The organism is Microcoleus vaginatus HSN003 (assembly GCF_022701255.1).
GTDB classification, from domain to species: domain Bacteria; phylum Cyanobacteriota; class Cyanobacteriia; order Cyanobacteriales; family Microcoleaceae; genus Microcoleus; species Microcoleus vaginatus_B.
In genome coordinates, this window is sequence record NZ_CP031705.1 from 6,052,776 (window position 1) to 6,077,840 (window position 25,065).

Annotated in this window: 24 protein-coding genes; 15 read left to right on the forward strand and 9 right to left on the reverse strand. The window is 46.8% G+C overall.

The genetic code is table 11. The features are described 5' to 3' along the window. Nucleotides 1-118: 118 nt before the first annotated feature. From D0A37_RS25935 to D0A37_RS25945, 3 genes are all read left to right on the forward strand, one after another. Nucleotides 119-1,711: a B12-binding domain-containing radical SAM protein gene (locus tag D0A37_RS25935; RefSeq protein ID WP_242718816.1), complete on the forward strand. Its 1,593-nt coding sequence runs from the start codon at nucleotides 119-121 to the stop codon at nucleotides 1,709-1,711. A 106-nt stretch (nucleotides 1,712-1,817) separates the two neighbouring features. Further along, nucleotides 1,818-2,063, forward strand: a complete 246-nt coding sequence (locus tag D0A37_RS25940) for a type II toxin-antitoxin system Phd/YefM family antitoxin (protein ID WP_242718818.1) — start codon at nucleotides 1,818-1,820, stop codon at nucleotides 2,061-2,063. Beyond that, entirely contained in the window at nucleotides 2,060-2,461 is a 402-nt protein-coding gene (locus D0A37_RS25945; protein ID WP_242718820.1) for a type II toxin-antitoxin system VapC family toxin, read from the forward strand. Before D0A37_RS25940 ends, D0A37_RS25945 begins: the two co-directional genes overlap by 4 nt. A gap of 57 nt (nucleotides 2,462-2,518) precedes the next feature. Here D0A37_RS25945 and D0A37_RS25950 read toward each other — a convergent pair whose 3' ends face one another. Next, nucleotides 2,519-2,707, reverse strand: a complete 189-nt coding sequence (locus D0A37_RS25950; protein WP_242718822.1) for a hypothetical protein — start codon at nucleotides 2,705-2,707, stop codon at nucleotides 2,519-2,521. On the opposite strand from D0A37_RS25950, the gene D0A37_RS25955 reads away from it, so the two are divergent. From D0A37_RS25955 to D0A37_RS25965, 3 genes are all read left to right on the forward strand, one after another. Further along, entirely contained in the window at nucleotides 2,695-3,591 is an 897-nt protein-coding gene (locus D0A37_RS25955; RefSeq protein ID WP_242718824.1) for a M48 family metalloprotease, read from the forward strand. The two genes, D0A37_RS25950 and D0A37_RS25955, sit on opposite strands and share 13 nt — an antisense overlap. 130 nt (nucleotides 3,592-3,721) lie before the next feature. After that, nucleotides 3,722-4,168, forward strand: coding sequence for a DUF6932 family protein (locus D0A37_RS25960; protein ID WP_242718826.1), 447 nt, complete (start codon nucleotides 3,722-3,724; stop codon nucleotides 4,166-4,168). Continuing rightward, on the forward strand, nucleotides 4,165-4,683 hold the full coding sequence (locus D0A37_RS25965; protein ID WP_242718828.1) for a helix-turn-helix domain-containing protein: 519 nt from the start codon (nucleotides 4,165-4,167) through the stop codon (nucleotides 4,681-4,683). Before D0A37_RS25960 ends, D0A37_RS25965 begins: the two co-directional genes overlap by 4 nt. 94 nt (nucleotides 4,684-4,777) lie before the next feature. Here the strand turns inward: D0A37_RS25965 and D0A37_RS25970 are convergent, their stop codons facing one another. The 6 genes from D0A37_RS25970 to D0A37_RS25995 all read right to left on the reverse strand — a co-directional run bounded on the left by D0A37_RS25970 (nucleotide 4,778) and on the right by D0A37_RS25995 (nucleotide 10,803). Further along, nucleotides 4,778-5,302 (reverse strand): hypothetical protein, encoded by a 525-nt coding sequence (locus tag D0A37_RS25970; protein ID WP_242718830.1) that lies wholly within the window; start codon nucleotides 5,300-5,302, stop codon nucleotides 4,778-4,780. A gap of 162 nt (nucleotides 5,303-5,464) precedes the next feature. Next, the gene (locus D0A37_RS25975; protein ID WP_242716831.1) at nucleotides 5,465-6,772 is read right to left on the reverse strand and encodes an NF041680 family putative transposase; all 1,308 of its coding nucleotides are present in this window, start codon (nucleotides 6,770-6,772) and stop codon (nucleotides 5,465-5,467) included. Nucleotides 6,773-6,972: 200 nt separating this feature from the next. Then, entirely contained in the window at nucleotides 6,973-7,239 is a 267-nt protein-coding gene (locus tag D0A37_RS25980) for a hypothetical protein (RefSeq protein ID WP_242718832.1), read from the reverse strand. Between the two features lie 37 nt (nucleotides 7,240-7,276). Continuing rightward, entirely contained in the window at nucleotides 7,277-9,145 is a 1,869-nt protein-coding gene (ftsH4, locus tag D0A37_RS25985) for an ATP-dependent zinc metalloprotease FtsH4 (RefSeq protein WP_242718834.1), read from the reverse strand. A 226-nt stretch (nucleotides 9,146-9,371) separates the two neighbouring features. Then, a complete protein-coding gene (locus D0A37_RS25990; protein WP_242718836.1) occupies nucleotides 9,372-9,845 on the reverse strand; it encodes a TspO/MBR family protein in 474 nt (157 codons plus the stop codon). A gap of 112 nt (nucleotides 9,846-9,957) precedes the next feature. Beyond that, nucleotides 9,958-10,803, reverse strand: coding sequence for a M48 family metalloprotease (locus D0A37_RS25995; RefSeq protein WP_242718838.1), 846 nt, complete (start codon nucleotides 10,801-10,803; stop codon nucleotides 9,958-9,960). A gap of 320 nt (nucleotides 10,804-11,123) precedes the next feature. Between D0A37_RS25995 and D0A37_RS26000 the strand changes: the two genes are divergently transcribed. Both D0A37_RS26000 and D0A37_RS26005 read left to right on the forward strand, forming a co-directional pair. Then, a complete protein-coding gene (locus tag D0A37_RS26000) occupies nucleotides 11,124-12,488 on the forward strand; it encodes a sensor histidine kinase (RefSeq protein ID WP_242718840.1) in 1,365 nt (454 codons plus the stop codon). 170 nt (nucleotides 12,489-12,658) lie between these two features. Further along, on the forward strand, nucleotides 12,659-13,237 hold the full coding sequence (locus D0A37_RS26005) for a hypothetical protein (protein WP_242718842.1): 579 nt from the start codon (nucleotides 12,659-12,661) through the stop codon (nucleotides 13,235-13,237). A 346-nt stretch (nucleotides 13,238-13,583) separates the two neighbouring features. Here D0A37_RS26005 and D0A37_RS26010 read toward each other — a convergent pair whose 3' ends face one another. Continuing rightward, nucleotides 13,584-14,780 carry a GNAT family N-acetyltransferase gene (locus D0A37_RS26010; protein ID WP_242718844.1) on the reverse strand — a complete coding sequence of 399 codons (1,197 nt, stop codon included), beginning with the start codon at nucleotides 14,778-14,780 and terminating at the stop codon, nucleotides 13,584-13,586. 275 nt (nucleotides 14,781-15,055) lie between these two features. Further along, complete coding sequence (locus tag D0A37_RS26015; RefSeq protein WP_242718846.1) at nucleotides 15,056-15,913, reverse strand: RibD family protein; 858 nt, start codon at nucleotides 15,911-15,913, stop codon at nucleotides 15,056-15,058. Between the two features lie 98 nt (nucleotides 15,914-16,011). Between D0A37_RS26015 and D0A37_RS26020 the strand changes: the two genes are divergently transcribed. From D0A37_RS26020 to D0A37_RS26050, 7 genes are all read left to right on the forward strand, one after another. Further along, nucleotides 16,012-16,167, forward strand: coding sequence for a hypothetical protein (locus tag D0A37_RS26020; RefSeq protein WP_242718848.1), 156 nt, complete (start codon nucleotides 16,012-16,014; stop codon nucleotides 16,165-16,167). Nucleotides 16,168-16,199: 32 nt separating this feature from the next. Beyond that, nucleotides 16,200-16,583, forward strand: a complete 384-nt coding sequence (locus tag D0A37_RS26025; protein ID WP_006635199.1) for a photosystem I reaction center subunit IV — start codon at nucleotides 16,200-16,202, stop codon at nucleotides 16,581-16,583. A 2-nt stretch (nucleotides 16,584-16,585) separates the two neighbouring features. Further along, nucleotides 16,586-17,518, forward strand: coding sequence for a DNA-formamidopyrimidine glycosylase (locus tag D0A37_RS26030; RefSeq protein ID WP_242718850.1), 933 nt, complete (start codon nucleotides 16,586-16,588; stop codon nucleotides 17,516-17,518). Nucleotides 17,519-17,642: 124 nt separating this feature from the next. Then, the gene (locus D0A37_RS26035) at nucleotides 17,643-17,801 is read left to right on the forward strand and encodes a hypothetical protein (protein WP_242718852.1); all 159 of its coding nucleotides are present in this window, start codon (nucleotides 17,643-17,645) and stop codon (nucleotides 17,799-17,801) included. Nucleotides 17,802-17,898: 97 nt separating this feature from the next. After that, on the forward strand, nucleotides 17,899-18,114 hold the full coding sequence (locus tag D0A37_RS26040) for an NAD(P)H-quinone oxidoreductase subunit O (RefSeq protein ID WP_006635201.1): 216 nt from the start codon (nucleotides 17,899-17,901) through the stop codon (nucleotides 18,112-18,114). Between the two features lie 116 nt (nucleotides 18,115-18,230). Next, on the forward strand, nucleotides 18,231-19,184 hold the full coding sequence (gene mdh, locus D0A37_RS26045; protein ID WP_242718854.1) for a malate dehydrogenase: 954 nt from the start codon (nucleotides 18,231-18,233) through the stop codon (nucleotides 19,182-19,184). A 973-nt stretch (nucleotides 19,185-20,157) separates the two neighbouring features. Further along, nucleotides 20,158-24,717, forward strand: a complete 4,560-nt coding sequence (locus D0A37_RS26050) for a PAS domain S-box protein (RefSeq protein ID WP_242718856.1) — start codon at nucleotides 20,158-20,160, stop codon at nucleotides 24,715-24,717. Nucleotides 24,718-25,065: the final 348 nt, after the last annotated feature.

Here is a 25,065-nt window from a genome sequence, read left to right on the forward strand (position 1 = left end):
ATTCGATCGAGTGCAAGATCGTAATTTTAGCCTTAACATGAAGTCTTGAGAGTCGATCGAACTCTCAAACACGCCAGCCCGATCGCAAGTTGTTTACTGATGTGAGGTTTAACATATAATGCGAGTTCTTCTAGTTTACCCGCTGTTTCCGAAAACATTTTGGTCTTACGAGAAAATTCTAGAATTAGTTGATCGTAAAGTTCTGCTGCCACCGCTGGGTTTGGTAACAGTAGCAGCTATTTTACCCCAAGAATGGGAATTTAAGTTAGTCGATCGCAATATCAGACAAATCACCGAAGCAGAATGGGAATGGGCAGAGCTCGTTATTCTCTCCGCAATGATTGTCCAAAAAGAAGATTTGCTAGACATCATTCGCGAAGCAAAACGGCGCGGTAAATCCGTAGCTTGCGGCGGCCCCTACCCGACTTCCGTACCAGAAGAACCTCAAGCAGCGGGCATAGATTACCTGATTCTCGACGAAGGCGAAATCACCTTGCCGATGTTCGTCGAAGCAATCGGGCGCGGCGAAAAAAGCGGAATTTATCGATCGGACGGCGTAAAACCCGATGTTACTACAACTCCAGTCCCCCGCTTCGATTTGCTGGAATTAGACGCCTACGATTCGATGTCGATTCAATTTTCCCGAGGTTGTCCCTTCCAGTGTGAATTCTGCGACATCATCGTCCTCTACGGGCGCAAACCCCGCACCAAAAACCCCCAACAATTGATCGCAGAGTTAGACTATCTCTACAACTTGGGCTGGCGGCGCGGCGTGTTCATGGTAGACGACAACTTTATCGGCAACAAACGCAGCGTCAAACTGTTGCTAAAAGACTTAAAAGTCTGGCAAGAAGAACACAAATTCCCATTTACTTTCAACACAGAAGCCTCCATCGATTTAGCCCAAGACCAAGAATTGATGGAGATGATGGTTGCTTGCAATTTCAATGCAGTGTTTTTAGGGATTGAAACCCCTGATGAAGAAAGCCTGCAAATGACGAAGAAATTCCAAAATACCCGCAATTCCCTGATCGAATCAGTAGAGTTAATTGCGAAAACTGGTTTGCGAGTAATGGCCGGATTTATCATCGGATTTGACGGGGAAAAACCCGGTGCCGGTCAGCGGATTGTCCAGTTTGCCGAAGCAGCAGCAATTCCGAGCACAACCTTTGGAATGCTGCAAGCTTTGCCACACACTGCGTTGTCACACAGACTAGCAAAAGAAGGGCGGTTGCGCGACAAATCTGGCAACCTCAACCAGACTACTTTGATGAACTTTATCCCGACGCGGCCTCTCGAAGATATTGCCCGCGAATATGTCGAGGCATTCTGCGAAGTGTACGATGCTGAGAAATATTTAGACCGGACTTATCGCCATTTCTTAATGTTGGGTGCACCTACAGCAAATATACCTGCAAGAGTTCCCAGTTGGATCGATTTGCGAGCACTGCTAACTGTGGTTTGGCGGCAGGGAGTCAAGCGCAAAACTCGCTGGAAGTTTTGGCATCATTTGTTCAGCATTCTCAAGCGCAATCCTGCGGTTTGGGATCATTATTTAACAGTGTGTGCTCACAACGAGCATTTCCTGGAATACCGCCAGATTGTGCGGGATGAAATCGAAGCTCAATTAGCCGAGTTTTTGGCTAATGAGTCTCAAACTGTATATCAAGAACCTGTTGCTGTTGAGGAAAAGCAAGTGCAAGCTGTTTAGGGTTGGAGAATTAAACCGCAGATAAACGCAGGTAAACGCAGATGAATGTAAGATTGTCTGCGTTTATTTTGTTAAACTTATTTTACAGACTTAGTTTTTTAAGATCATGGAAACTGTAAATATTCATCAAGCTACAACGAATCTCTCACGACTATTGTCGCGTGTGGAACTGGGAGAAGAAATCATTATTTCCAACGAAGGCATCCCAGTCGCAAAATTGGTTCCGTTTCGTACTTCATCCAATCGACGAGCTAGTTTAGGGAAAGATCGAGGGCGATTTCTTTTGCCAGAGGACTTTAACGATCCTTTGCCAAAAGAGATTTTGACAGCATTTGAGGGAGATGAAGAGTGAAACTCTTGCTGGATACGCAGTGTTTTTTGTGGTGGTTTGCCCAACCAGATCGATTGAATGAGGATGCGATCGCACAGATTGCCGATGAAACGAACGAATTGTGGTTTTCTGTTGCTAGTGTCTGGGAAATGGGCATCAAAGTTGCGATCGGAAAGTTACCACTCCCAGAACCGATAGATACCTACATTTCGACACGCATGGTACAGTTAGATGCGCGATCGCTGGAAATTACAGCACCTCATGCCCTGCGAGCGGCTGCGTTACCATTACATCATCGAGATCCCTTCGATCGAATGCTGATTGTCCAGGCTCAGATGGAGGAGATGACGCTTGTGAGTGCTGATTCAATGTTCAAGCAATACAGCGATATTGCTATTCTTTGGGCGGCCACTTCGTGAGATTAATCTCGTTTCCAAGCTCTGCCTGGGAATGTCATATTCTGCGGATATGCTGGCTCAAGAAAGCAAGCAGATAGAGCCTCCTTCGGCATTCTCATTTTCTGACTGAAAAGGTGAAATACTACTATTGGCTGCTGCACTTATTTCGGCAGATAGAGGCGCGATCGCCCGCAAATATGAAAATCTAATTACAAGCTCAAAAATATCAAAATAGCGATCGCCCTCAACCCGCCATGCTAGGAACAAATCAGCTCAGAACAGCCGCTCTCTTAGGACTTCTAAGCGGCCTTCTCGTTTTAGGAAGTTATTATTTAATCGGCAACGAGCAAGGACTTTACATCGGTTTAGCGCTAGCCGCATTCTCAAGTTTTAGCTCTTGGTACTATTCCGACACGGCTGCGTTAATGGCTTACCGCGCTCAGCCGCTCGCCCGCAGCGAAGCTCCCGAACTCTACGATATGGTAGCCTCGCTGAGTGAAAAAGCAGAAATTCCGGTGCCGAAAATATTTCTAGTTCCCACTCAATCTCCCAACGCATTCGCCACAGGAAGAGACCCGGAACACGCGACAATAGCAGTTACTGAAGGCATCATCAAGCTGCTTTCTCGCGAAGAATTGGAAGGGGTTTTAGCGCACGAACTCACGCACATCCGCAACCGCGACACCCTCACTCAAGCAGTTGCAGGAACAATTGCCGGTGCAATTACATTTGTTGGGCGAATACTGACTTTTGGAGCGCTTTACGGCCCAGTAACGCGGGATAGCAGACAAGGCGCGAATCCGTTTGGTTTGCTGTTTTTAATCATTTTAGCGCCGCTATCAGCAACCGTAATTCAAATGGCGATTTCTCGGACGAGGGAATTTGCAGCCGACAGCGGTGCGGTGGAAATTACCAATAACCCGATCGGCTTAGCAAACGCCCTGCAAAAATTGGAGAAACTGGGTCATGAAATTCCCATGCACGGCAATCCTGCGATGTCGCCGCTGCTGATTGTGAATCCTTTTTCGACTAAAGGTTTGCAGTCACTTTTCCGCACTCACCCACCGACAGAGGATCGCATTCAACGCCTTTTGGAAATCGCGCAGCAGCAGCAAGGTACTCCAGTTATGGCCTACATAAACGGAGTTTGATCGGTCGAAAATGCAGCAACAATATTTAGAAACCCGGTTGTTTGAAGCAGCCGGGTTTCTGTTTGTTTATAACGATCGCTGTGGTAGGATGGAAAAACGAATAAGAAATTTGTGGCGCGGGTGTGAGTAAGTGATTCCAGAATTCGATGAAAACGGCAATCTACCACCGGGAGTTCATTTTTGCGAATGGGAGGAGTTTGAGGAGAGATTTGGTACGAATTTTAAAAGAGAGAATATGATCCGGGGCTTGAAACTGGCAATGACCCAGTTAAAAGCAGCAGGTGGTAGGACTATTTATATTGATGGTAGTTTTGTTACCAGCGAAGAAAGGCCTAACGATTTTGATGCTTGTTACGATCGCGAAACTGTAGACATGAATAATCTAAGAATCAATGCTCCTAGATTGTTTAATCATTACGATCGCAATGCCCAAAAAGCTAAGTATAGAGGGGAAATTTTTCCCTCAGACCAACCTGTAGGCAATTACGGCGACAATTCCTTTGATTTTTTTCAGACTGACCGAGACAAAAATAAGAAAGGAATTATAGCGATAGATTTAATGAGGTGGGAACCATGATTAAAGATGAATTACAGTATGAAGTCAGTAAAGAATGGGTGGAAAAGTTTACAAAAACTATAGCGGCTATGGAACGCGATGAAGAAGCAAAAAGAAAAGACTTTCTCAGATGGGAATCCGGTCGAAGTGTCATACAATGCCATTTGGAGCAGTTACATGAAGAAATAGCGGAATATGAAAGATTAATTAATTGTGACAAGAGCGAGCCGCTCGAAATTGTAGTTGAGAATTTTAATAAACTGTCAGAGGCTTTAATTAAAGCTCGGATGGCAGCCAAAATGAGTGAGGAAGAACTAGCTGAAATTTTGGATATTGACCCCGAACGAATCAAGGAATACGAGAAAAAAAAATATCAAAATGCTAGTTTAACGGAAATTCTTGATATTAGCTTGGCTTTGGGTTTGGAGTTTAAAACGGCTGTGATGCAGGTAGATTTTGAAGAAATAGAGGCTGTTAAAGAAACAGCGGCAAGATGGCGCAAACGAAAAAGGGAGAAGGCAAGTAAAACCGCCTAAAGATTGGAGGGTGCGATCGGGAAAACTACTGAGTTGATTGGGTTGGTTGGGTGTAAATTAGATAGGCGGGGGGCGATGTATCCACTAAAAGGATTTACCCCACGCTCCGCAATTCATCAAGCTTGTTCTTTAAGTCCGGTGATGCTAGTAGTGGTCTATAAACTTCACCTTCATAGGGCTTCCAAACATATCCAAGACTGAACGATCGCAAAACCGAAGATGCTCCCGTTGCTTGCCAAACAGCTTCAGCTAAAACCAATCCAGGAAAAACCAAGGCAGGCTCTTCAATCAATTCGCTGTATGTTCTAAACTCATCTACTTCCATACCAACTAAAGCATACCGAAACGGTGGAGCAAACCGCAAACTCTGATACAGAAATATACCTATTTCCGTCATTAAATAAGCAGTTTCTGGAGTGTCAATCCCAACCTCACTGATGCCACTTGGACAAACTCGACACCACCAATTTTCTTCTATGTCCTGAAAAATTTCTGCCCGACATTGGGAAACTCTACCGTTTGAGAGCACCCAGAAAATTTCATTGAAATATTGAGCAAATTGCTGTGCTTCAGATTGCTTTGTGCCACATTCAGCCGATAAGCTAAACACCCATGCCATTGTTGTTCTCCCGTTGAGTAAATTAAAGTATCAAACTTTCTCCCATTCGCTCTGTGTCTGGGCCAGGGGTGCTTCATATTTCTTTGGAGTTTAGACTAAGCACAAATTGACTCAGCTAACGCTGAGTGAAATTCTAGTGAATTTAGAAAGAGTTTTCTAAGGTTAAATTACGAATTTGGGAGAGTTTTGGAACCGACCTTTACCCTTTTTGACCACGGGATAGCGACATCTTTGAGCGCGCAGTTTACCGGATGACCATCCAGCCGATTTTCCTCGGGATTTGGGAGCAACAGCCGGACTCCCAATCCTAATTAAAAGTGGAAGCATTGATTGTGCAACCCTTCCAGGTGTCAATTCAGGGAGAGGCTTTTGCCAGGGTAGACGAATTTCCCTGACTAAATCTTGAGCTAACCATAATTGCCAAGTTAGCAATGGCATCAAATCACTCCATCGTTCACATTGTTCTGGAGTGCTTAGCTTCGGAATTGTCCAATGCAATGTTTGTTTCGCTAAGCGATACCAGTGTTCGATGGCAAAACGACGTAGATATAGTTGCCAAATTTCTGTAAGAGGTGGCATTTGAACACCAACCCAAACTAACCACAAAGGTTGAGTTTTTAATTGACCCGTTACAGTGTCTAAGCGTTCTACTAAAATCAGAGTCATCGGATGTTTGGGACTACCTCGGAAATGTAAGTTATCCCATGTTCTCAACCTGATTCGTCCGAGTTTCGGCTCAAGGGATTCCAGGGTTTGTTCTGGTTCCCACCAGCTTGAGGAGTCGTTAAGCTTAAACTGGTTTCCATGAATTTTTGGCCGTCCTCTACCACTATAGGCTGGGGGTGTTGACCATAAGCAACGATTGGAGCGAATACGCATTAGTTTATCAGCGGCGATCGCAGCAGTAGCTTTAACCAGAGGGGCGCACCCATACTCACTATCAAATAGGGCGATGGGTCTATTCTGAAGATATTCACAGACTTGTGCCAATTGTTCAGCGCCTTTACCGATTGGGTTGTCCCAACTGGTAATACGTTCGTGTCTTAATGGCAGCGCCCAACTCCCGCTAATCGTTGGTATCAGTGCGATCGTACTATATCCTTGACCGATACCAACAGGTATGCCGTGAGGTAAGGCTGTGGGTTGATGTTCATAGGTCCGTTCTTTGAGAGTAGGTGCATGGGGTCTCAACCATGCTGTATGATCGATCGCTAATACTGGACGTTCCACTTGTGACATCTGTTGGATATATAGTTGCATCAATTGGTCTCGGTCTGGTCTACAATCTTGCAGCGCTTCGTAGACGCTTGACCACTCACGCCGAAATAAGGGATTGAGGGCTAAATCTCCTAAACATGAGACGTGGCGAGTCGTCATTATCGCGTCTGCTAGTTCAAAGGTGGCGTCTTTGGCATTGCCGAGACATTCATAAGCTTGTTGACGAAATTCCCGTAATTGTTCAAACTTCATGGCAGGTAGATTTGAGATTTTTAGCTGAATTCTCAATCTTCTACCCTTACGCTGTCTGTTGAAACTATCGCAGACAGTTTTTTTTTGAGGTTGTCAGCCGAAGAGAACGTCAACGGTCGTCGGCATCTATGCTAGTGGTTGAGCCTCATAGCTCTTCACCAGCGACCATTGCCGTTCTTAAGTTGAAATCTAACCGTGCTTTAAGAGGTGCTTAGTCTAAACTCCAGTATTTCTCTAAAAGCATTGTAGCGCTTGGCAAAATACTGACATGGGTTGGAGGATCTTGCTGTCGTCAATCTGCCAAACAGGATCTTTTCCTGTTCCGCCCAATTTTGGGGGTTTGCGGAATGGTGGTAAGCCTTCGATAGATTGCGATCGCACAAACGCGGGTTTGTCCGTTTGCCGTTGTCTGTTTCCGTCGGCTCATCGTGGAGTGCGATCAAAAAACGCAGATGATTTGGAATCATCTGCGTTCATCTGCGGTTTAATTAAACCCTATTAACCTCAAGCCGCAACCTTATCTAAAGGCCGCACTTGACGAAGGAATTCGCGAAGTGAATCACCTTCCACCACCTCAGTTTCCAACAGTTTCTGCGTAATTGTTTCCAACAATTCTCGATTTGCTTTCAGAATATCCAAAGCTTGCTGGTGTGCAGTTTCGACAATTTCCTTCACTTCTTGGTCGATCGCCTCAGCAGTCTGAGCACTTACCGCACGGCGGGCATTTCCCATACCGTCGTTGAGGAACATTGATTGTTGACCTCGATCGTAAGCTAGAGGCCCCAAAACCTTACTCATCCCGTAAGTTGTCACCATCCGTTCAGCTAAATCAGTCGCCCTTTGCAAGTCATTTGAAGCGCCAGTAGTAATACTACCAAACACCACTTCCTCAGCCGATCGCCCGCCCAACAAAGTCGCAATTTGACCCCGCAATTCCGATTCATCTAACAAGAAACGGTCTTCAGTCGGCAACTGCAAAGTATAACCCAAAGCAGCCATACCGCGAGGGACGATCGAGATTTTGGCAACTTCGCCATTACCAGTCATCAGAGCACCCACCATCGCGTGGCCGACTTCGTGATAAGCAACGATGGTTTTCTCTTTTTCATTGAGCACGCGGCTTTTCTTTTCCAAGCCAGCTACAATTCGTTCGATCGCCTCTGCAAAGTCTTCCTGTGCTACAGTTAGGCGTTTGTTGCGCGCCGCCAACAAAGCAGCTTCATTCACCAAATTTGCCAAATCTGCGCCGGAAAAACCGGGGGTGCGAGTGGCGATCGCCTTCAAATTAATATCCGGGCCCAACTTCACTTTTTGAGCGTGAATGTTCAAAATTTCTTGGCGGCCAGATAAATCGGGGCGATCGACTAAAACTTGGCGATCGAAACGACCAGGGCGCAACAAAGCAGCATCCAAACTTTCCGGGCGGTTAGTTGCAGCCAGCACAATTACCGTAGTATTGCCCGCCGCAAAACCATCCATTTCAGTTAACAATTGATTGAGAGTTTGTTCGCGTTCATCATTCCCACCGAAGCTAGCGTTACTGCTACGAGATTTGCCGATCGCGTCCAATTCATCAATGAAAATAATACAAGGAGCCTGTTTCTTAGCCTGCTCGAATAAATCTCTAACTCTTGCAGAACCAACACCTACAAACAGTTCCACAAACTCCGAACCCGAGATGCTAAAAAACGGCACGCCCGCTTCACCAGCTACTGCTTTAGCTAACAGAGTTTTGCCAGTTCCCGGAGGCCCGACTAACAGCACGCCTTTCGGAATTCGCGCGCCAATTGCCGTAAATCTGTCAGGAGTTTTCAGGAATTCAACAACTTCGACTAATTCAGTTTTAGCCTCTTCTACTCCAGCCACATCAGCAAAAGTAATTTTCGCCGATTCGCCTTCTACATAGACCTTAGCTTTGCTTTTGCCGAGCGAGAGCGCACCCTGAGGCCCGCCACCCTGCCTGTTCATGAAAAATTGAAAAATCGCCACAAAAATCAGCGGCGGCACCACCCAGCTTAAAACACTTCCAATCCAGCCATTTTTAGAAGGGGGAGTTGCCGCAAATTCAACGCCTTTTTCTTGCAAAAGTTTAGGAAGTTCCAGGTCAAAAATCGGCGTAGTTGACAGCACTTGACCGGGTTGGGATCCTTCGCCTTTTAGTTGGTAGCGAATTTCATTTTGGCCTACCGAAGCTCGGACTACATCTTGTTCTTGAACCTGATGGACGAACAAGCTGTAAGGCACTTGGGGAATTTGAGGGCCGAACAAATTCGGTAAAAAGATGTTTGCCAGCAGGAACAAACTTGAGAGCAATAACAAGACATTGCTAATTTGTCGAAAACGAGGTGGTTGGGGCTGGTCTTTAATGGCCATTGATAGCTGTCATCCTTTGATTTAAAGCAGTTTTATTCATCTATTTTCTCATCAACTAGGCAGACAATGTTAAGCGGATTTCCTCACTTTATCGGGTGGGTTAACCCGCTAGCACGGATTTGCTATGATTAACAATGCTTTTTTTAATGAACCGCGAAGATGCTACGGACACGAAGGAAGAGAAGAGCGTTATAGTATGTAGGGTGCGCCGAAGATCACCGAATATTTATGCAGCTTCTGGGTTTAATTGAATCATTTCCCAAGTTGTATAAGTGCCGATCGCACCCCAAATCACGTAAGGCAAAAGTAACAAAGCCGCGGTTTGAGAAATCGGCAAAACAGCCAACGTCAACACAGCTCCCACAATCTCGCCAGCCCCTCCCAAAATTGTCCCTACTTTGAGACTTTTGGCTCTGAGAGTAGCAGGAATATAAGCAACTGTGACAATTTCTAAAAGCAAGTACAAAGCCATCAACAGCCATGTTTTAAGGCTCCCTGGCTCCTGTTCCCACACGAAAGTAGCGCTGCCCGCCCCGCAAGCAAAAATTACCGTCCAAATTAACGGAATAGCAGGCTCAAAAAACATCCAATCTGGTCTTTGAAGTTTAACAGCCCAGTTAATATCCCGCAGTTTAAAAGACAGAGTGCCGAAGGCGACTGAGAAAGTCACGCCGCCGATTATCATCCAAGATTCCATCATGGTTCTCAACTTTCAAATTGCTCGATCGCTCATTAAGTCGATCGTGCCAACTTAAAGCCAAACTTAGATCCGCCTTTAGTAATAACTTTTGTAAAGCCCGCTGCAATTATCCCTAACCGCCAGACAAATTCTTAGCAAACTCATCGCGTCCAGACACCAAATTAGCTGGAACGCCGTTAGGGTAATTTTGTGCGATTAAAGCTTGCAACTTTTCAACTCGGTTTTCAGGGTTGGGGTGAGAACTCAAAAATTCCGGTGGCGCTTCGCCCTTCCTAGCAGCACCGAGAATTTGCATCACCTCAACAATACCTCTAGGATCGTAACCCGCCTCCGTCATAAACCGAAAACCGAGCTGATCGCTCTCAAGTTCATCAGACCTACCGTACCGCAAACCGACAACTTGATTGACAGCTTGAGCAATTAATGCTGCCTGCTGACCACCCCCGCGCTCGTCGCTAGTAGCTACCCCAACCGCCGTTACCAAAGACCTACCCAACTGCTGTTTTGCCAAGTGTTCCGCACCGTGGCGCGCCACAACGTGACCGGCCTCGTGCCCGAGTATAGCAGCCAACTGAGCCTCGGAATTTAGCCGCCGCAGCAGCCCCGCAGTAATGAAAACTTGTCCTCCCGGTAAAGCAAAAGCATTGACAGTTTCGGCGTCTCGCAGCAGGTGGAATTCAAACGGATAACCTGCTTGTTGCGCCGCCGAACCGTTGACAACTCGTGCTCCTACTTGATCGATATACTGCTGAATACTCTGGCTGGGATAAAGCCCCCCGTGCTTGGCGGCCATTTGATCTCGCGCCTGCAATCCCAAAACTATCTCTTGGCGGGGAGAAAGTTGCACCCGCTGTCTCTCTCCTGTTACCGGATTTTGTACGTCGTTTGTAAAATAGGTTATTGCTCCAAAAAACGCCATTAATAGCCCGATCGCGGCTCGAAATAAAAATTTGTTCACAGGCTTTTACCTAAAAAGTTTAGCGAGTAGATTATCAGCCTGGCAGCTACCTCGACATCTGTCTGAAGTATTAATAATGGAATATTGTGGTAGCAATTATTGCAGGACTTCTGAACAATGCTTTTTTTAACGAACCGCGAAGGCGCGAAGGACACAAAGGAAGAGAAGAGAAGAGAAGAGCGTTATATTTGTAAATGGTTGGTTAAGTGTTAGTTAATGATTATTACTTCACAATCGCTTTAAGATTCTCTGGATATTTTCTTCCTTCGCGCCCTTCGCGTCTTCGCGGTTCGTTAGTAAAAAAAAATTACCCATTTCCAATGTTTCAAACTACCCGCCGCCGCCTCGCTATCTGGTACACAGCCGTTACTGCTGTATTGTTACTTGTATTCGCCAGTGGTTTCTATTTTTACGTCCGCAATACTTTGATCGATCGCATTGATGACACTCTTAATCATGTTGTCGAAGTAATAGAGCGAACTCTCGTTATCGAACCGCTAACTTTCCCTAACACCACAGATAAAAATAAATTTAAAGTTAATATTCAAGCTAGTTTTCGAGACAGCACCGATGCAGTAGAAGACGACCACATTGATTTAGAATGGTTCAGTCCTACGGGCGAATTGCTGTGGTCTACTTTATCGGAACCGCTGAAGATTCCAATTCACGCTAACCGTACCGGCGAAACAGTTTGGATAATTAATAATAAGTTGCAGTCCGATCAAAACTATTCCCTCAGACAAGTAACGCAGCGAGTACAAATCGGGCGCCAAGTTCTGGGATATTTGCGAGTCAGCCATCCTTGGTTTGAAGTGACAAAACCCATCCGCCAATTAATTCTTGATTTGATTTTGGGCGCGAGTTTAACTCTAATCTGCGTTGCAGCTATTGGCTGGCTGCTGTCGGGATTGGCGATGGCACCGATGCGGGAGTCTTACGGGCGTCTCAAACAGTTTACTGCTGATGCTTCTCACGAACTCCGAAATCCGATCGCCACTATTCAAACTAACGTCCAAGTAGCTTTAGCGGAACCGGATATCGAACCGCAGCAGCATCAACAGCTACAAGTTATCGAACGTCTCACCCGCCGTTTGGGGCGCTTGGTTGATGATTTGCTGTTTTTAGCCAGACAAGACAGCGGTATCGTGCAGCAGCAGTGGATTGAGGTTCCTCTCGATGCTTTGCTGATGGAGGTAATTGAAGAACAACAGGCGATCGCCACTACCCAAAATCTCTCTCTTTCTTTGGAAATTGTCGATCTGCCCAACGCTGAGGAAAACTTTACACTGTTGGGCGACTGGGATCAACTCGCCCGACTTTTTACCAATCTCGTCAGCAACGCCGTGCAGTACACGCCCTCTGGCGGTCAAATTCAAGTAGAATTGCAGCTTGCAGCTAAAAACAAAAGAAATTCGGCGATGTTAAATCCAGCGCTGCAAATAAAAGTAACAGACACCGGCATCGGAATTTCCGCAGAAGCCCTGCCGCATTTGTTCGATCGATTCTACCGCGCAGATCCCGCCCGCACCCACCGCAGCGCCGCCGGTTCCGGTTTAGGATTAGCTATCGCCAAAGCAATTGTCGAAAATCACCGCGGCCAAATCCGCATTGACAGCCAAGTCGATCGAGGTACCGCCGTTACCGTCACCCTCCCCGCACACAAATCAGAAGCATCTCGCCCCTAAAACTTTCCCTCCTCCTCTGCGCCCTCTGCGCCCTCTGCGGTTAAAAAATCTACCTCTCAAGCCTGATTCTTCTTACCTCTGGCCCAAACCCTGCTATTAAAATTCAATTCACGCATAGATTAACATGAACTTTGTTGGAAAACCTCGATCGAACTTGTGAGGAGTTATTTATGTTTCGCCACAATCTACCGTTAAAAAAAATCAGCTTGCTAGCCGCCACCTGCGGGGGTTTACTCGTTAGTCTCGCAACACTTTCCCACGCCGGCGGCCCCCCGCCCCAACAAGGAAAACCCGTTTCCCAACCCGCAGAGACTCCCGCAGAAACTCCCGCAGCCACTGAAGAACCCGTCAGTCAACCAACTCCGGCTGCAAGTCCGGACCCCAGCGGGATGCCATCTACACCCACAGACGCGCCTCCCCGCTTTCCCCTGCCCAGTGCGCGAGTTACGCCTGCCGAAGGCGGGATAGTAATTAAACTGGTGAATACCACCAATGCTGTCATCAATTATCAAATCGTAGGCGTTACCCAGCCGCGCACTCTGGGCGAACAATCGGAAATTTTGCTTCAAACCCTCCCAGTGCCAATCACCCTCACTTACCAGCGCCCAGACGGCGGATTGCTGCTGGCTCGCCCCCAAGCAACCGCGATGCCGGGAATGTTGCAAGTCAGTTTTGGCGCGACAACTGAATTGGGCACTGATACAAAATCGTTGGAAATTCAGGAAGATGGCAAGGTAATTTTGAATTAGGTTAATTGGTTGACGGTTGACGGTTGACGGTTGACTGTTGACGGTTGACTGTTGACTGTTACCATTCGTGTCAACTTAAGACTAAAATCCATAATAAATATCGTTTATAGTTGAGTTTCGAGCCCCCCTAACCCCCCTTAATAAGGGGTGGACAAGAGTATTCTTACGTCCTCTCTAACTCCCATTAATAAAGGGGGAAGAGCATTCAAAGTCCCCCTTCTTAAGGGGGATTGAGGGGGATCGAAACTTCGATACAAACGAGATATACACAGGGTTTTAGTATTATGTTGACACCAATAGGCTGTTACTAATTCCCCCTTTCCAATTCCAAATTCCCAGTCAACCGTCAATCGCCGAGTACCAAAGGAGGTAACTTAGTAAAAGGTAAATCCTCGTTGACGGCATCAATTTCTTGCTGTTCTCTTTCGTTGATTTGACCGATATAAGACTTGAGAATTTGCGCCAGACGGTTGTTATAAAATCGGTGCAAACTATAATTGGGCGTAGCTGGAAAGCCGCGCCGTTTTTTGTGCCTCCCGCCGGCACCGGGATCGAAGCTTTGGATTCCTCGATCGATCGCCCATTCGATCGGCGTATAGTAACAAGCATCGAAGTGCAAGCAGTCTATTTCCTGCAAACTGCCCCAATAACGCCCGTACAGTCGATCGCCCTTATACAAACAAAAAGACATACCAACCGGCTGTCTGTCATCTTCCTTGTCGTAGGCGGCTACAAATAAAACTCGATCGCGATAATTGTGGTGCAACTGTTCAAAAAATCGCTTAGTCAGATACTTGCTTCCCCACCAACCAAATTTGTCGCAAGTATTCTCATAAAAAGCATACATTTGAGCAAACATGGCTTGGGGAATTTCATCGCCTGTCAGCGTTTTTACCAACAAACCAGCTTGGTCAACTGCTTTGCGTTCGCGCTTGATATTGCGGCGCTGGTTAGCATTAAATGCGCCTAAATAATTGTCAAAATTTTGATAGCCTTGATTTTGCCAAATATAGCTGTGGTGCAGCCAACTGCTGAAACCGTGGCGTTCCATTCTTTCGCGCCATTCTGGATCGACATAAAGGAAATTGCAACCAGAGATATTGTGGCGATCGCAAAAATGGTCGATCGCGCTTACCATTACTCCTGTTAACTCGTCTTCATCTTCTCCCTCGGCAATCAAAAACCGATAGCCTTCAGCCGGAGTAAACGGCGTCATTCCCATCAATTTCGGATAATATTGAACACCCAAACGTTGAGCTAAATCCGCCCACTGATTGTCAAACACAAATTCGCCGTAACTGTGACTTTTGACATAAAGTGGCGCGCAAGCAATCAACTTTTTGTCTCGCCAGACTGTTAAGTGATGCGGTAGCCAACCGGTTTTACCTGTCGCACTGCCCGATACTTCGAGATTGTTCAGCCAATCCCATTCGAGAAATGGAGTTTTGAGTGGCATCGCCAAGGCATCCCAGGAGGCTTGCGGGATTTCGCCTATTTTGCTAATCCAGGCTACAGAATATTCAGGTTTTGGCTGTTTCAGCATAGGGAGATTTGAGCGTAGAGCGATCGAACTTCATTTAAGTTAATACAATTATTCGATCGCTGGGAAAGCTGAATGGCAACTGGTGTCAACAGAACCTTGAAACCTGACAAATCTCGCTTTTGTCCGAAACCCGATCCCCCTAAATCCCCCTTAAGAAGGGGGACTTTGAGGGGAAGGGGGACTTTGAGCGCCTCCGGTTCCCTGCTTCTTAAGGGGGGCTAGGGGGGATCGGAGGGCTTAATCGTCCAACCCTAGTCTCGGAGTACGTTTGAGCTTCAGTTAGTTCGATCGACTCGATAATGCAAAAATACCTCTTGTCCCACCTGTTTAACCGCCAAAAGCTCCAATTTCGGAGCTACATCCGCCAAAAAACCCTCTCCCTCAACAGGTGTCGGTGCATCCGCGCCGCCCAAAATTAACGGGCACACCGTCAGCCAAAGTTCGTCTACCAAGCCTGCAGCCAGCACAGAGGCTACCAGTTTCCCCCCGCCTAGAATCGCCAAGCGTTTGATATCGAAGTTTGCTAGCTGTTGAAACGCATCAATCCAATCAATCTCTCCACCTGCGGTTTTTGCATAGATAATTCGATCGAATTGAGATGTTGCACCATTCTCAATAAGCCTTTTATGAACAGGCAAGATGCCTGTTCCACAAGAAAATTCATCTCTTGTGGAACGGGCATCTCGGGCATCTGTTGTGGAACGGGCATCTTGCCCGTTCTTGAGAATGGTGCCAGATGTGCGATCGAACTTACTGTCTTTCGTCGGGTACGGAGACGGCATTGCCGTTTCCCTACTGTCTTGCCCTGTCAGCAGCCACCGAGGCACAGGTTGCTGGAAAAATCGCAAGTTTGGGTCAAATTGGGACGATCGCGAACATACAATTTGCACCGGTTGTGGGGGCTTCCCTTGCAGTTCCCTCTGTTTGACCAATTCCGGCGAAATCACTCTCATCGTCGTCCCATAAGCCTGTAAAGTGCCGTTGCCGAACAAAACCGCGTCACTTGCTGCTACTTGCTGTTCGAGGTGGGATTTGTCGTTGGCAGAACCGAATCTCGCGGGCGATCGGACTGCATCTGCTATTTTACCGTCGGCACTAATCGCGAGTATTACTGTGGCGTGAGGTTCAGTCATAACTTATCAGAATTTCCCAGAACATTAAACTGTAGCAATTCACAACTATTTGTAAAGTTTGTTTTCAACTCGATCGTACTGGTTTTATTTGACGGATAATGTGGGTTTATTTATTTTGCAACCGCAGCGATCGCCCTACCAAAGTATTTACTTTTCTTTACAAACAGCAGACAAAAAACGGCGTGGGAGGTAAAAAATCCGTTGCAGACTTTAAATGCGTCGCGCGATCGACTAGAGTAAAAAAAATGGCTTGATCCGTTTATTCATCGCAAAGGAAAAAAAGCTCATGGTTCAACGCGGTTCTACAGTCCGGATTCTCCGCAAAGAATCCTACTGGTATCAAGAAGTGGGCATCGTTGCTACGGTAGACAAAAGCGGCATTAAATACCCAGTTATCGTTCGCTTTAACAACGTAAATTATGCAGGCGTCAACACCAACAACTACGCCGAAAGCGAATTAGTTGAAGTGGCAGCACCCACAGCAAAAACGAAAGCAGGGACTCCAGTAGCTTCCGGCGGCAAACAAACCACGCTCGACGAGAGGACTCGGCAAACCGGCCAGGGTACCCCCACGCAGCAGCCGAAAAGTTACACGGGCAGCGAACCGGGCTCCGAAACGCCCGGCACCGTCCAAGGTTCGCCTCAAGGTCAAGGAACAGAACAACGCTAATTGTGCCAGAACTGCCAGAAGTTGAAACTATTTGCCGGGGTTTGAATCAAGCAACCCTCGATCGAGAAATTTTGGGCGGGGACGTGTTGTTAAACAGCACGATCGCCCGCTCAATCTCTGCGACCGATTTTTTGACAAAACTCAAAGGAAAGTCGATCGCCCGCTGGTACAGACGCGGCAAATACCTCCTGGCAGAACTATCTCAATTCCCAGAAGGAGAAAGAGAGAAAGGGAAAGGGGGAGAATTTAGGGCTCAAACTCCAAGCTCTTCCCCTCTTGCTTCTTCCTTCCTCCTTCCTTCAAAAGCCGGCTGGTTGGGCGTTCACCTGCGGATGACGGGACAACTGCTGTGGGTGAACCGATCCGAACCCCTGCAAAAACACGCGCGAGTGCGGCTGTTTTTTGAAGGAAACCAAGAATTGCGGTTTGTAGACCAGCGCACCTTCGGGCAAATGTGGTACGTGCCCGCAGAAACCGAGGTTTCCAGCACTGTCATCGGTCTCAAACTTTTAGGCCCCGAACCGTTTTCAGACGAGTTTACAACAGAATATTTGACCCGCAAGCTGCACCGGCGGGCGCGACCCATTAAAACAGCTTTGCTAGACCAGTCACTGATAGCTGGTTTGGGCAATATTTACGCAGACGAAACTTTGTTTTTGTCGGGAGTGATGCCCACAACTCTGTGCGCGGATTTGACCGCAGAGCAAATTGGGCGCATCCATACAGCTATTATTCAAGTTTTACAGAAGGCGATCGCATCCGGTGGCACGACTTTTAGCAATTTTCTCAACGTCCAAGGTGTCAACGGCAACTACGGTGGCGTCGCTTGGGTGTACAATCGCGCCGGTCAACCCTGTCGCACTTGCTCCACAACCATCGAACGTATAAAATTAGCAGGGCGATCGACTCATTTTTGCCCCGCGTGTCAGCAATAAGCAGAAGGAAGTTCGGCAACGGATTCTGTAACGGATGTAACGGATGTAACGGATGTCAGCAATAAGCAGAAGGAAGAAGGAAGTTCGGCAACGGATTCTGTAACGGATGTAACGGATGTAACGGATGTCAGCAATAAGCAGAAGGAAGAAGGCGGAAGAAGGAAGAGGGAAGAAGGAAGAACTGATATCTTGTACCCTTGTCAATAAGACTGTCACGGGCGGACGGGACACCCAGCCCACAAGAATATTGAACTATTGTCGAACAAGTCGGAAATCCTGTTAAGCGAGAATGGTGCCAGATGTCAGAAGAAAGAAGAAGTCCTTTCCAGCCAAATCTAGATTAAAATTTGTATAGTTTTTTAAACTAAACAAAGCAAGTTATGGCAATCAAGAAAGGCAGTATAGTTCGCGCTGTACGCGAAAAATTGGAAAACAGTCTAGAAGCCAAAGCCAGCGACCAGCGCTTTTCCTCGTATATATTTGAAACAAAGGGCGAAGTGATGGATGTTCGCGGCGACTACGCCTTCGTCAAATTTGGCAAAGTACCCACCCCCAATATTTGGCTGCGGGTAGACCAACTCGAAGATTTTAACTAACTCACCAAAACTCAACATCACTGTTCTTAATGTAGCGAAGGGTGCACACCGCGCACCTTTCCCCAATTAAGCTGATTGCTAAAATCTAAAATCTAAAATCTAAAATCTAAAATCCAATGAATTCTCCATCAAACCGCGTATCAATTATTGGTGCAGGCAAAGTCGGCAGTACGTTAGCCCAGCGAATTGCTGAGAAAAATCTGGCAGATGTAGTATTGCTAGATATTGTGGAGGGGTGGCCGCAGGGCGTTGCTTTGGATTTGATGGAAGCCAGGGGAGTGGAACGCCACGATCGCCAAATTGTCGGTACAAATGATTATACAGATACGGCAAACTCAAATATCATAGTAATTGCCGCCGGAGTGCCCCGCAAACCCGGTATCAATCGGGAAGATTTAATTAAAATCAATGCTCGAATTGTCACCGAAGCCACAAAACAGGCGATCGAGCATTCTCCCGAAGCAATCTTAATCACAGTCACAAATCCCCTAGATATCATGACTTATTTAGCTTGGGAAGCAGCGGATTTGCCAAAACACCGAGTCATAGGTATGGGGGGAGTTCTCGACTCCGCCCGCTTTCAAACTTTTATTGCTATGGAATTGGGCGTTTCAAATGCTGAAGTCAATGCAACTGTCATCGGTTCTCATGGCGATTTAATGGTTCCTTTGCCCCGCTATTCTACTGTCAACGGTATTCCCATCAATCAACTTATGGATGCTGGGGCGATCGAGCGACTCGTACAGCGGACTCGCCACGGCGGCGCAGAAATTGTAGAATTGATGAAGACTGGTAGTGCTTATTTTGCACCCGCATCTTCTGTCTGTTTGATGGTAGAATCTATTTTATTAAATCAGTCGCGACTCTTGCCTTGCTGCGTTTATTTGCACGGCGAATACGGCGTGCAAGATATCTTTTTAGGCGTGCCCTGCCGCTTGGGATATCAGGGAGTCGAACAAATAGTGGAACTCGAACTCAGCGATACTGAAAGAGCAGCCTTTATCGAGTCGGGCAAAGTGGTTGCCCAAAATATTGAGGAAGCTAGGGCGATGCTGAAAACGGCTTCTTAAGTTTGTAGCAATTCGTTGAATAGCAGCCGGCTCGCCACTTCAATATAATAATTTATATTGAGGATGACAGTGCGATCGCTCTCGGAAGTTGGCTTCGAGGATTTAAACCTCGCTTTGATAAATATTATTAATTATGCTTGTTATGCTGTATTTCAAAAGCAGAAAAATGGGTAGCAAAAAACCGAGCAATAAACACACTATTGTCCTCTCACAAATTTGGTAAGAGAGCAAAAATTGGCAAAAGCAGTTAATTTTTTTCTTCGCGACAATGGCAGCGCAATTTTTCTAAAAATTTCAGCAATAATCTTCCATGTTTTCTTTATATCGTTTCCGGTTGCATCGGAATAATAAAATCGAGTCAACAGTCAACAGTCAACAGTCAACAGTCAACAATAATTCCGGTGCAACCGGAATTGATATTACAAAACCAACAAGCAGTTGGTTTAGGGTTATCTCTCACTCGCGATAGTATGGCAGAACCACACGGTTGCACTTTAAAGGTAGAAAGCGAAATGCGAGTTTATACGAAATTTATCCTTTTGGCGGTAATAATAAAAAGGTGACAATTGCAACCGAAGGGAAGCAAAAAAAATGTCAAAATTAGTCAGGGACGCTCCTCCCGATCGCGCAATGGAACCGGGTTTCTTCCTTTTACTTTCGGAGCGTCTCTGACTTAATTACGTTAAAAAACGGGGTTTATGTGTAAGTTTTGTTATCATACTTCTCAATAATTGACAATTTATGAGGTAGCAAGTTAGGCCTTTTTTCAGTAAATGTACGGGAGCTAAGATGGTCGATTGATTTCCCAATCTCGAAAAAATACGGAAATGCAGCGTGAGTAGCTGCTAAGTGGTAGCAGAAGGAGGAGAATATGTTCTTGGCCTTTTTGAGTTACCAGACTCAACTTGCAGAGCGCTATTGAGATGCCATCAACCTTGATAACAAACCGCAAAATAACTAAAAAAAAAGCATTATGTTTCATGAATACCTGTATCACGAAGTCAGCAACCTGCGCGAGAAACTAGCTCACCTAGAAAGACAAACGCAGTCTCAAACCTGGTTCAAAAAGCTGCAAGCGCTGATGGGAGTTATTAGCAAAATTCGTGAATCCCTAGACTTAGAAACAATATTCAAAATCACAGCCACCGAAGTTCGGCAACTCCTAAATGCCGATCGAGTCGCCGTCTACCGCTTTCTTCCCGAATCCGAATGGAATGAGGGCGAAGTAGTGTCCGAAGACGTACTGCCCCAATACAGCCCATCTTTGGGAGCAAGAGTCCGCGACTACTGTTTCGGCGAACAATTTGCCGCCAACTATGCCAAAGGATACGTTCAAGCAGTCACGGACATTTACAAAGCCCGGTTGAGCCCGTGCCACCTCAAAATCCTCAAGCGATTTCAAATCCGAGCAAACTTAGTCGTACCGCTGCTGCAAGGGCAACACCTGTGGGGATTGCTGTGCATTCACTCCTGCGGTCAACCCCGCCAGTGGCAAGAAGACGAAATCGAATTTGCCAGACAAGTAGGCGACCATTTAGCAATTGCCATCCACCAAGCCGAACTACACTTGCAAACCCAGAGGCAAATAGCAGAAATCGAAGTCGCGCAGCAGAAACTCCGCGACAGCGAGCAAAAATATCACCAAATTCTCGATTCGATCGGCGATATGGTATTAGTCAAAGGCCCCAAATCCAAAATTGTTTGGGCAAATCAAGCATTCCGCCACTATTACGGAATGACTCAAGAAGAACTTCAAGACATAGTAGACGCACCTTTCGCCGATACCGACAATACTCTCCAGTACATCAAAGATGACGCCTTCGTATTTGAAACCGGACAGACTCTGCAAATTTCCGAAGAACCGGTGACGCGCTACGACGGAGAAGTGCGGCTTTTCAGCACCGTCAAAACACCGATCCGCAATCAAGACGGCCAAGTTGCAATGACTGTCGGCGTCTCCCGCGACATGACGGAACGCAAAAAAACAGAAGAAGCCGTCAAAGCCAGCGAAACCAAATATCGCAGCTTGGTAGAAACCTCCCAAGACATGATTTGGTCGGTCGATGCTTCAGGACGCTATACCTTCCTCAACCCAGCAGTTAAGTACATCTACGGTTACGAACCAGAAGAAATGATCGGTCGGCCCTTCTCCGACTTTGCGACACCAGAACAAAGCCAGAAAGATTTAGAAGTTTTCGCCCGCCTGTTTGCTGGAGAATCAGTTTTCCAATACGAAAGCACCCACATTGCCAAAGACGGCAGCATGAAACATTTGATGTTTAACGCGATCGCCCTGTACGACGAAACCGGAAACTTCCTCGGCACCACCGGTACAGCCACCGACATTACCGATCGCAAGCGAGCAGAAGCAGCCTTACAACACGCCAACGCAGAACTAGAGCGCAGAGTAGAAGCACGCACGGCAGAACTGCGACAGACTTTTGCCGCCCTCAGTGCCAGCGAAACCAAGTTTCGGACGATCGCAGCCACCATCCCGGGAGCTTTGTTCCAGTTTTGCAACCGGGACAGAGTTTGGCAAGTGGACTACGTTAGCGATCACATCTTCAATCTCATCGGCGTCACAGCAGCAGAAATGACGCGAGACTTAAATACATTCATTTCTCGCATCCACCCCGAAGACCTTGAAAGCTACATCGCCTCCGTCTCCGAAGCCGTAGAAAACCTTTCCCTGTGGCACTACGAAGGACGGTTAGTCAAGCCCGACGGCGAAATTCGCTGGTGGCAGGGTGACTCCATGCCCACCCGCAACGAGAACGGCGAAATAATATTTTGTGGCGTATTGTTCGACATTACCGATCGCAAAGTTGCCGAAACCGCCATCCGCCAAAGCCAGCGGCAGCTACAAGAAGCCCAGAGGATCGCTCACGTCGGCAATTGGGAACTCGACGTAGCCACGGGAACCGTCTCTTGGTCAGAGGAACTCTTCCGCATCTTCGGACTCGAACCGGCACAGACAGCGCCTAGCAGAGAGCAGCAAAGCTTTTGGACCCATCCAGAAGATTTGGAATTGTGGCAAACGCAATTACAGCAGGGAATTGACTTCGGCATTCCCTTGGATTTTGACTACCGCTTTTACCGTCCCGACGGTAGTCTGCGACACCTCAACGCCTTGGGTGAGGTCGAAACCGATGCGAACGGCAAGACGGTAAAACTGTTCGGTACGGTAATCGACATTACCGATAGCAAAGCCGCCGAAGCAGCACTACGGCAAGCAGCAGTCGAGTTAGAAGACAGAGTGAGCGAGCGCACGGCGGAACTTTCCCAAGCAGTCACGCAATTAGAACAAGAAATTGGCGATCGCAAACAGGCAGAAGCAGCGCTGCAAGTTTCCGAGCAAAACCTGCGAACCATATTTAACAATGTCTACGATGCTATCTTCATTCACGATTTAGAAGGCAACATTCTCGATGTCAATAATCGAATGTTAGAAATGTACGGAGTGAGCCAGGAACAAGCAACAAAATTATCAAGTAAAAATGACTATTCAAGTGACGACAATCCCATTGAACAAATGGGAAAACTTTGGGAAAGAGTATTAGCCGGCGAAACAGGTCGCGTGGAATGGAAAGCGAGGCGTCCCAACGACGGTTCAACTTTTGATGCAGAAATTGCCCTGTCCAGAATTCATCTCAACGGCAATCTCAGCGTCATTGCCAACGTCCGAGATATTAGCGATCGCAAACAGGCAGAAGCAGAACTCCAACACGCCCAACAGTTTATGGAATCAGTGCTCAACACCATACCCGTAGGAGTATTTGGCAAAGAAGCCGAAGAGTTGCGATTTGTACTGTGGAACCCGGCGGCCGAAGAGTTGCTCGGTTTCAGTGCAGCAGAAGTTATGGGCAAAAATGATTGCGACTTTTTCCCCAGAGAACAAGCCGACTTTTTCACCGCCAAAGACCGGGAAGCGCTCGCCTGCGGGCAAATTGTAGACATTCCCGAAGAACTGATTCAAACCAGAGAAGGCGATACTCGCATATTTCATACGAAGAAAACCGCAATACTCGATGCGGATGGCAAACCGCAATATCTATTAGCTGTCACCGAAGACATTACCGATCGCAAGCGGGGAGAAATTGCCTTGAGGCGATCGGAAGCCCGACTCAGACAGCAGGCCGATCGAGAAAAATTGCTCAACAACCTCACTACTCAAATCCGTAATTCCCTCGATTTCGACAGCATCATTGCTGTCGCCGTCCAAGAAATTCGCGCTTTCCTGCAGATCGATCGCTGCAATTTTGCCTGGTATCGCGACGACGGAGAGGAGCCTTTCTGGGAAATTATTAAAGAATCTCGCCTTCGGGAACTTCCCGATTTAACAGGTAGCTATCAAGCTTCCGACTTCGGTCCTGTGGGAGAAAAAGTATTGCAGATGGAAATGCTGCGGGTGGATGATGTCGAAACAGTCGCAGATCCTGTTTGGAAACAAATCGTTCGATCGATGGGCTACCAATCTGTATTAATCATTCCCATGCAGGCACTTTCTGGGGTAATAAGTGCAGTTAGCTGCTGCTCCTGCAGTTCTGTGCGGCCTTGGAGCGACAGCGAAGTTGAATTGTTGCAAGCGATTACAGTTCAATTGGCGATCGCACTCAACCAAGCCGATCTTTACGCCCAAACTCGCAATAAAGCTCGCGAATTAGAGGAAACTTTGCAGCAATTAACCAGCGCTCAATCCCAGTTAGTTCAAAACGAAAAAATGTCATCTCTCGGTCAACTCGTGGCAGGAGTAGCCCACGAAATCAACAACCCAGTTAACTTTATTTATGGTAATCTCACCCACGCCAACGACTATACCCAAGACTTGTTACACCTAATCGAACTTTACCAAAACCACTATCCCGATCCAGTCCCGGAAATTCAAGAGGAAGTAGACAATATTGAACTTGAATTTCTGATGGAAGACCTACCAAAGTTGCTTTCTTCAATGAAAGTCGGTGCAGACAGAATTCAACAAATTGTTGCTTCTCTCCGCACATTTTCCCGCATGGACGAAGCGGAAATGAAAGCAGTCAACATCCACGACGGCATAGATAGCACCTTGATGATTTTGCAGCACCGGCTCAAAGCCAAACACAATCATCCAGAAATTGAGGTGATTAAAGAATACGGTCAACTGCCCTTAGTAGAATGTTATGCCGGACAGTTAAATCAAGTATTTATGAACATCTTGAGCAATGCTTTGGATGCTTTGGAAGAACGGGATCTGCGCCGTTGTGCTGAGGAAATGCGGGAACAGCCGAGCCACATCCGCATCCGCACTGAAATATCCCCAGCGGGCAAGGTAATCATTCGGATTGCTGACAACGGGCCGGGAATACCGGAGAGTGTCGGCACTCGGCTTTTTGACCCGTTTTTTACCACTAAACCTGTGGGTAAAGGCACTGGGATGGGCTTGTCAATTAGCTATCAAATTGTTACCGACAGACATAACGGGTCGCTCAAATGCACTTCTTCGCCGGGACAGGGTACAGAATTGGCGATCGAGATTCCCCTCAAAGCTAAATGTTAATGGGGAATTGGTAAGTTGTAATTGGCAATTGGCAATTGGCAATTGCGAAAGCGTTACTGTGCGTCAGTTTGGTAATTTTCAACCATACCAAATCCGATAGCCTCGCCCTGATAAAACCCAGTCCACAGCGATGCCGAAGGGTCAACAATCACCGAGGGTGCAACCGGATTTGATAGAATTCATCTGCGTAAATCTGTGTTTATCTGCCCTCATCTGCGGTTAAAAAAAGAGAATTTCTCGGGCCGCCGATGACAATGGATTAACGTGGATTCACGCAGATGAAAAGAAGAGAGATATGAATAATTCCGATGCTAACAGATTTGATATCATCACCTACAATCTAATTTT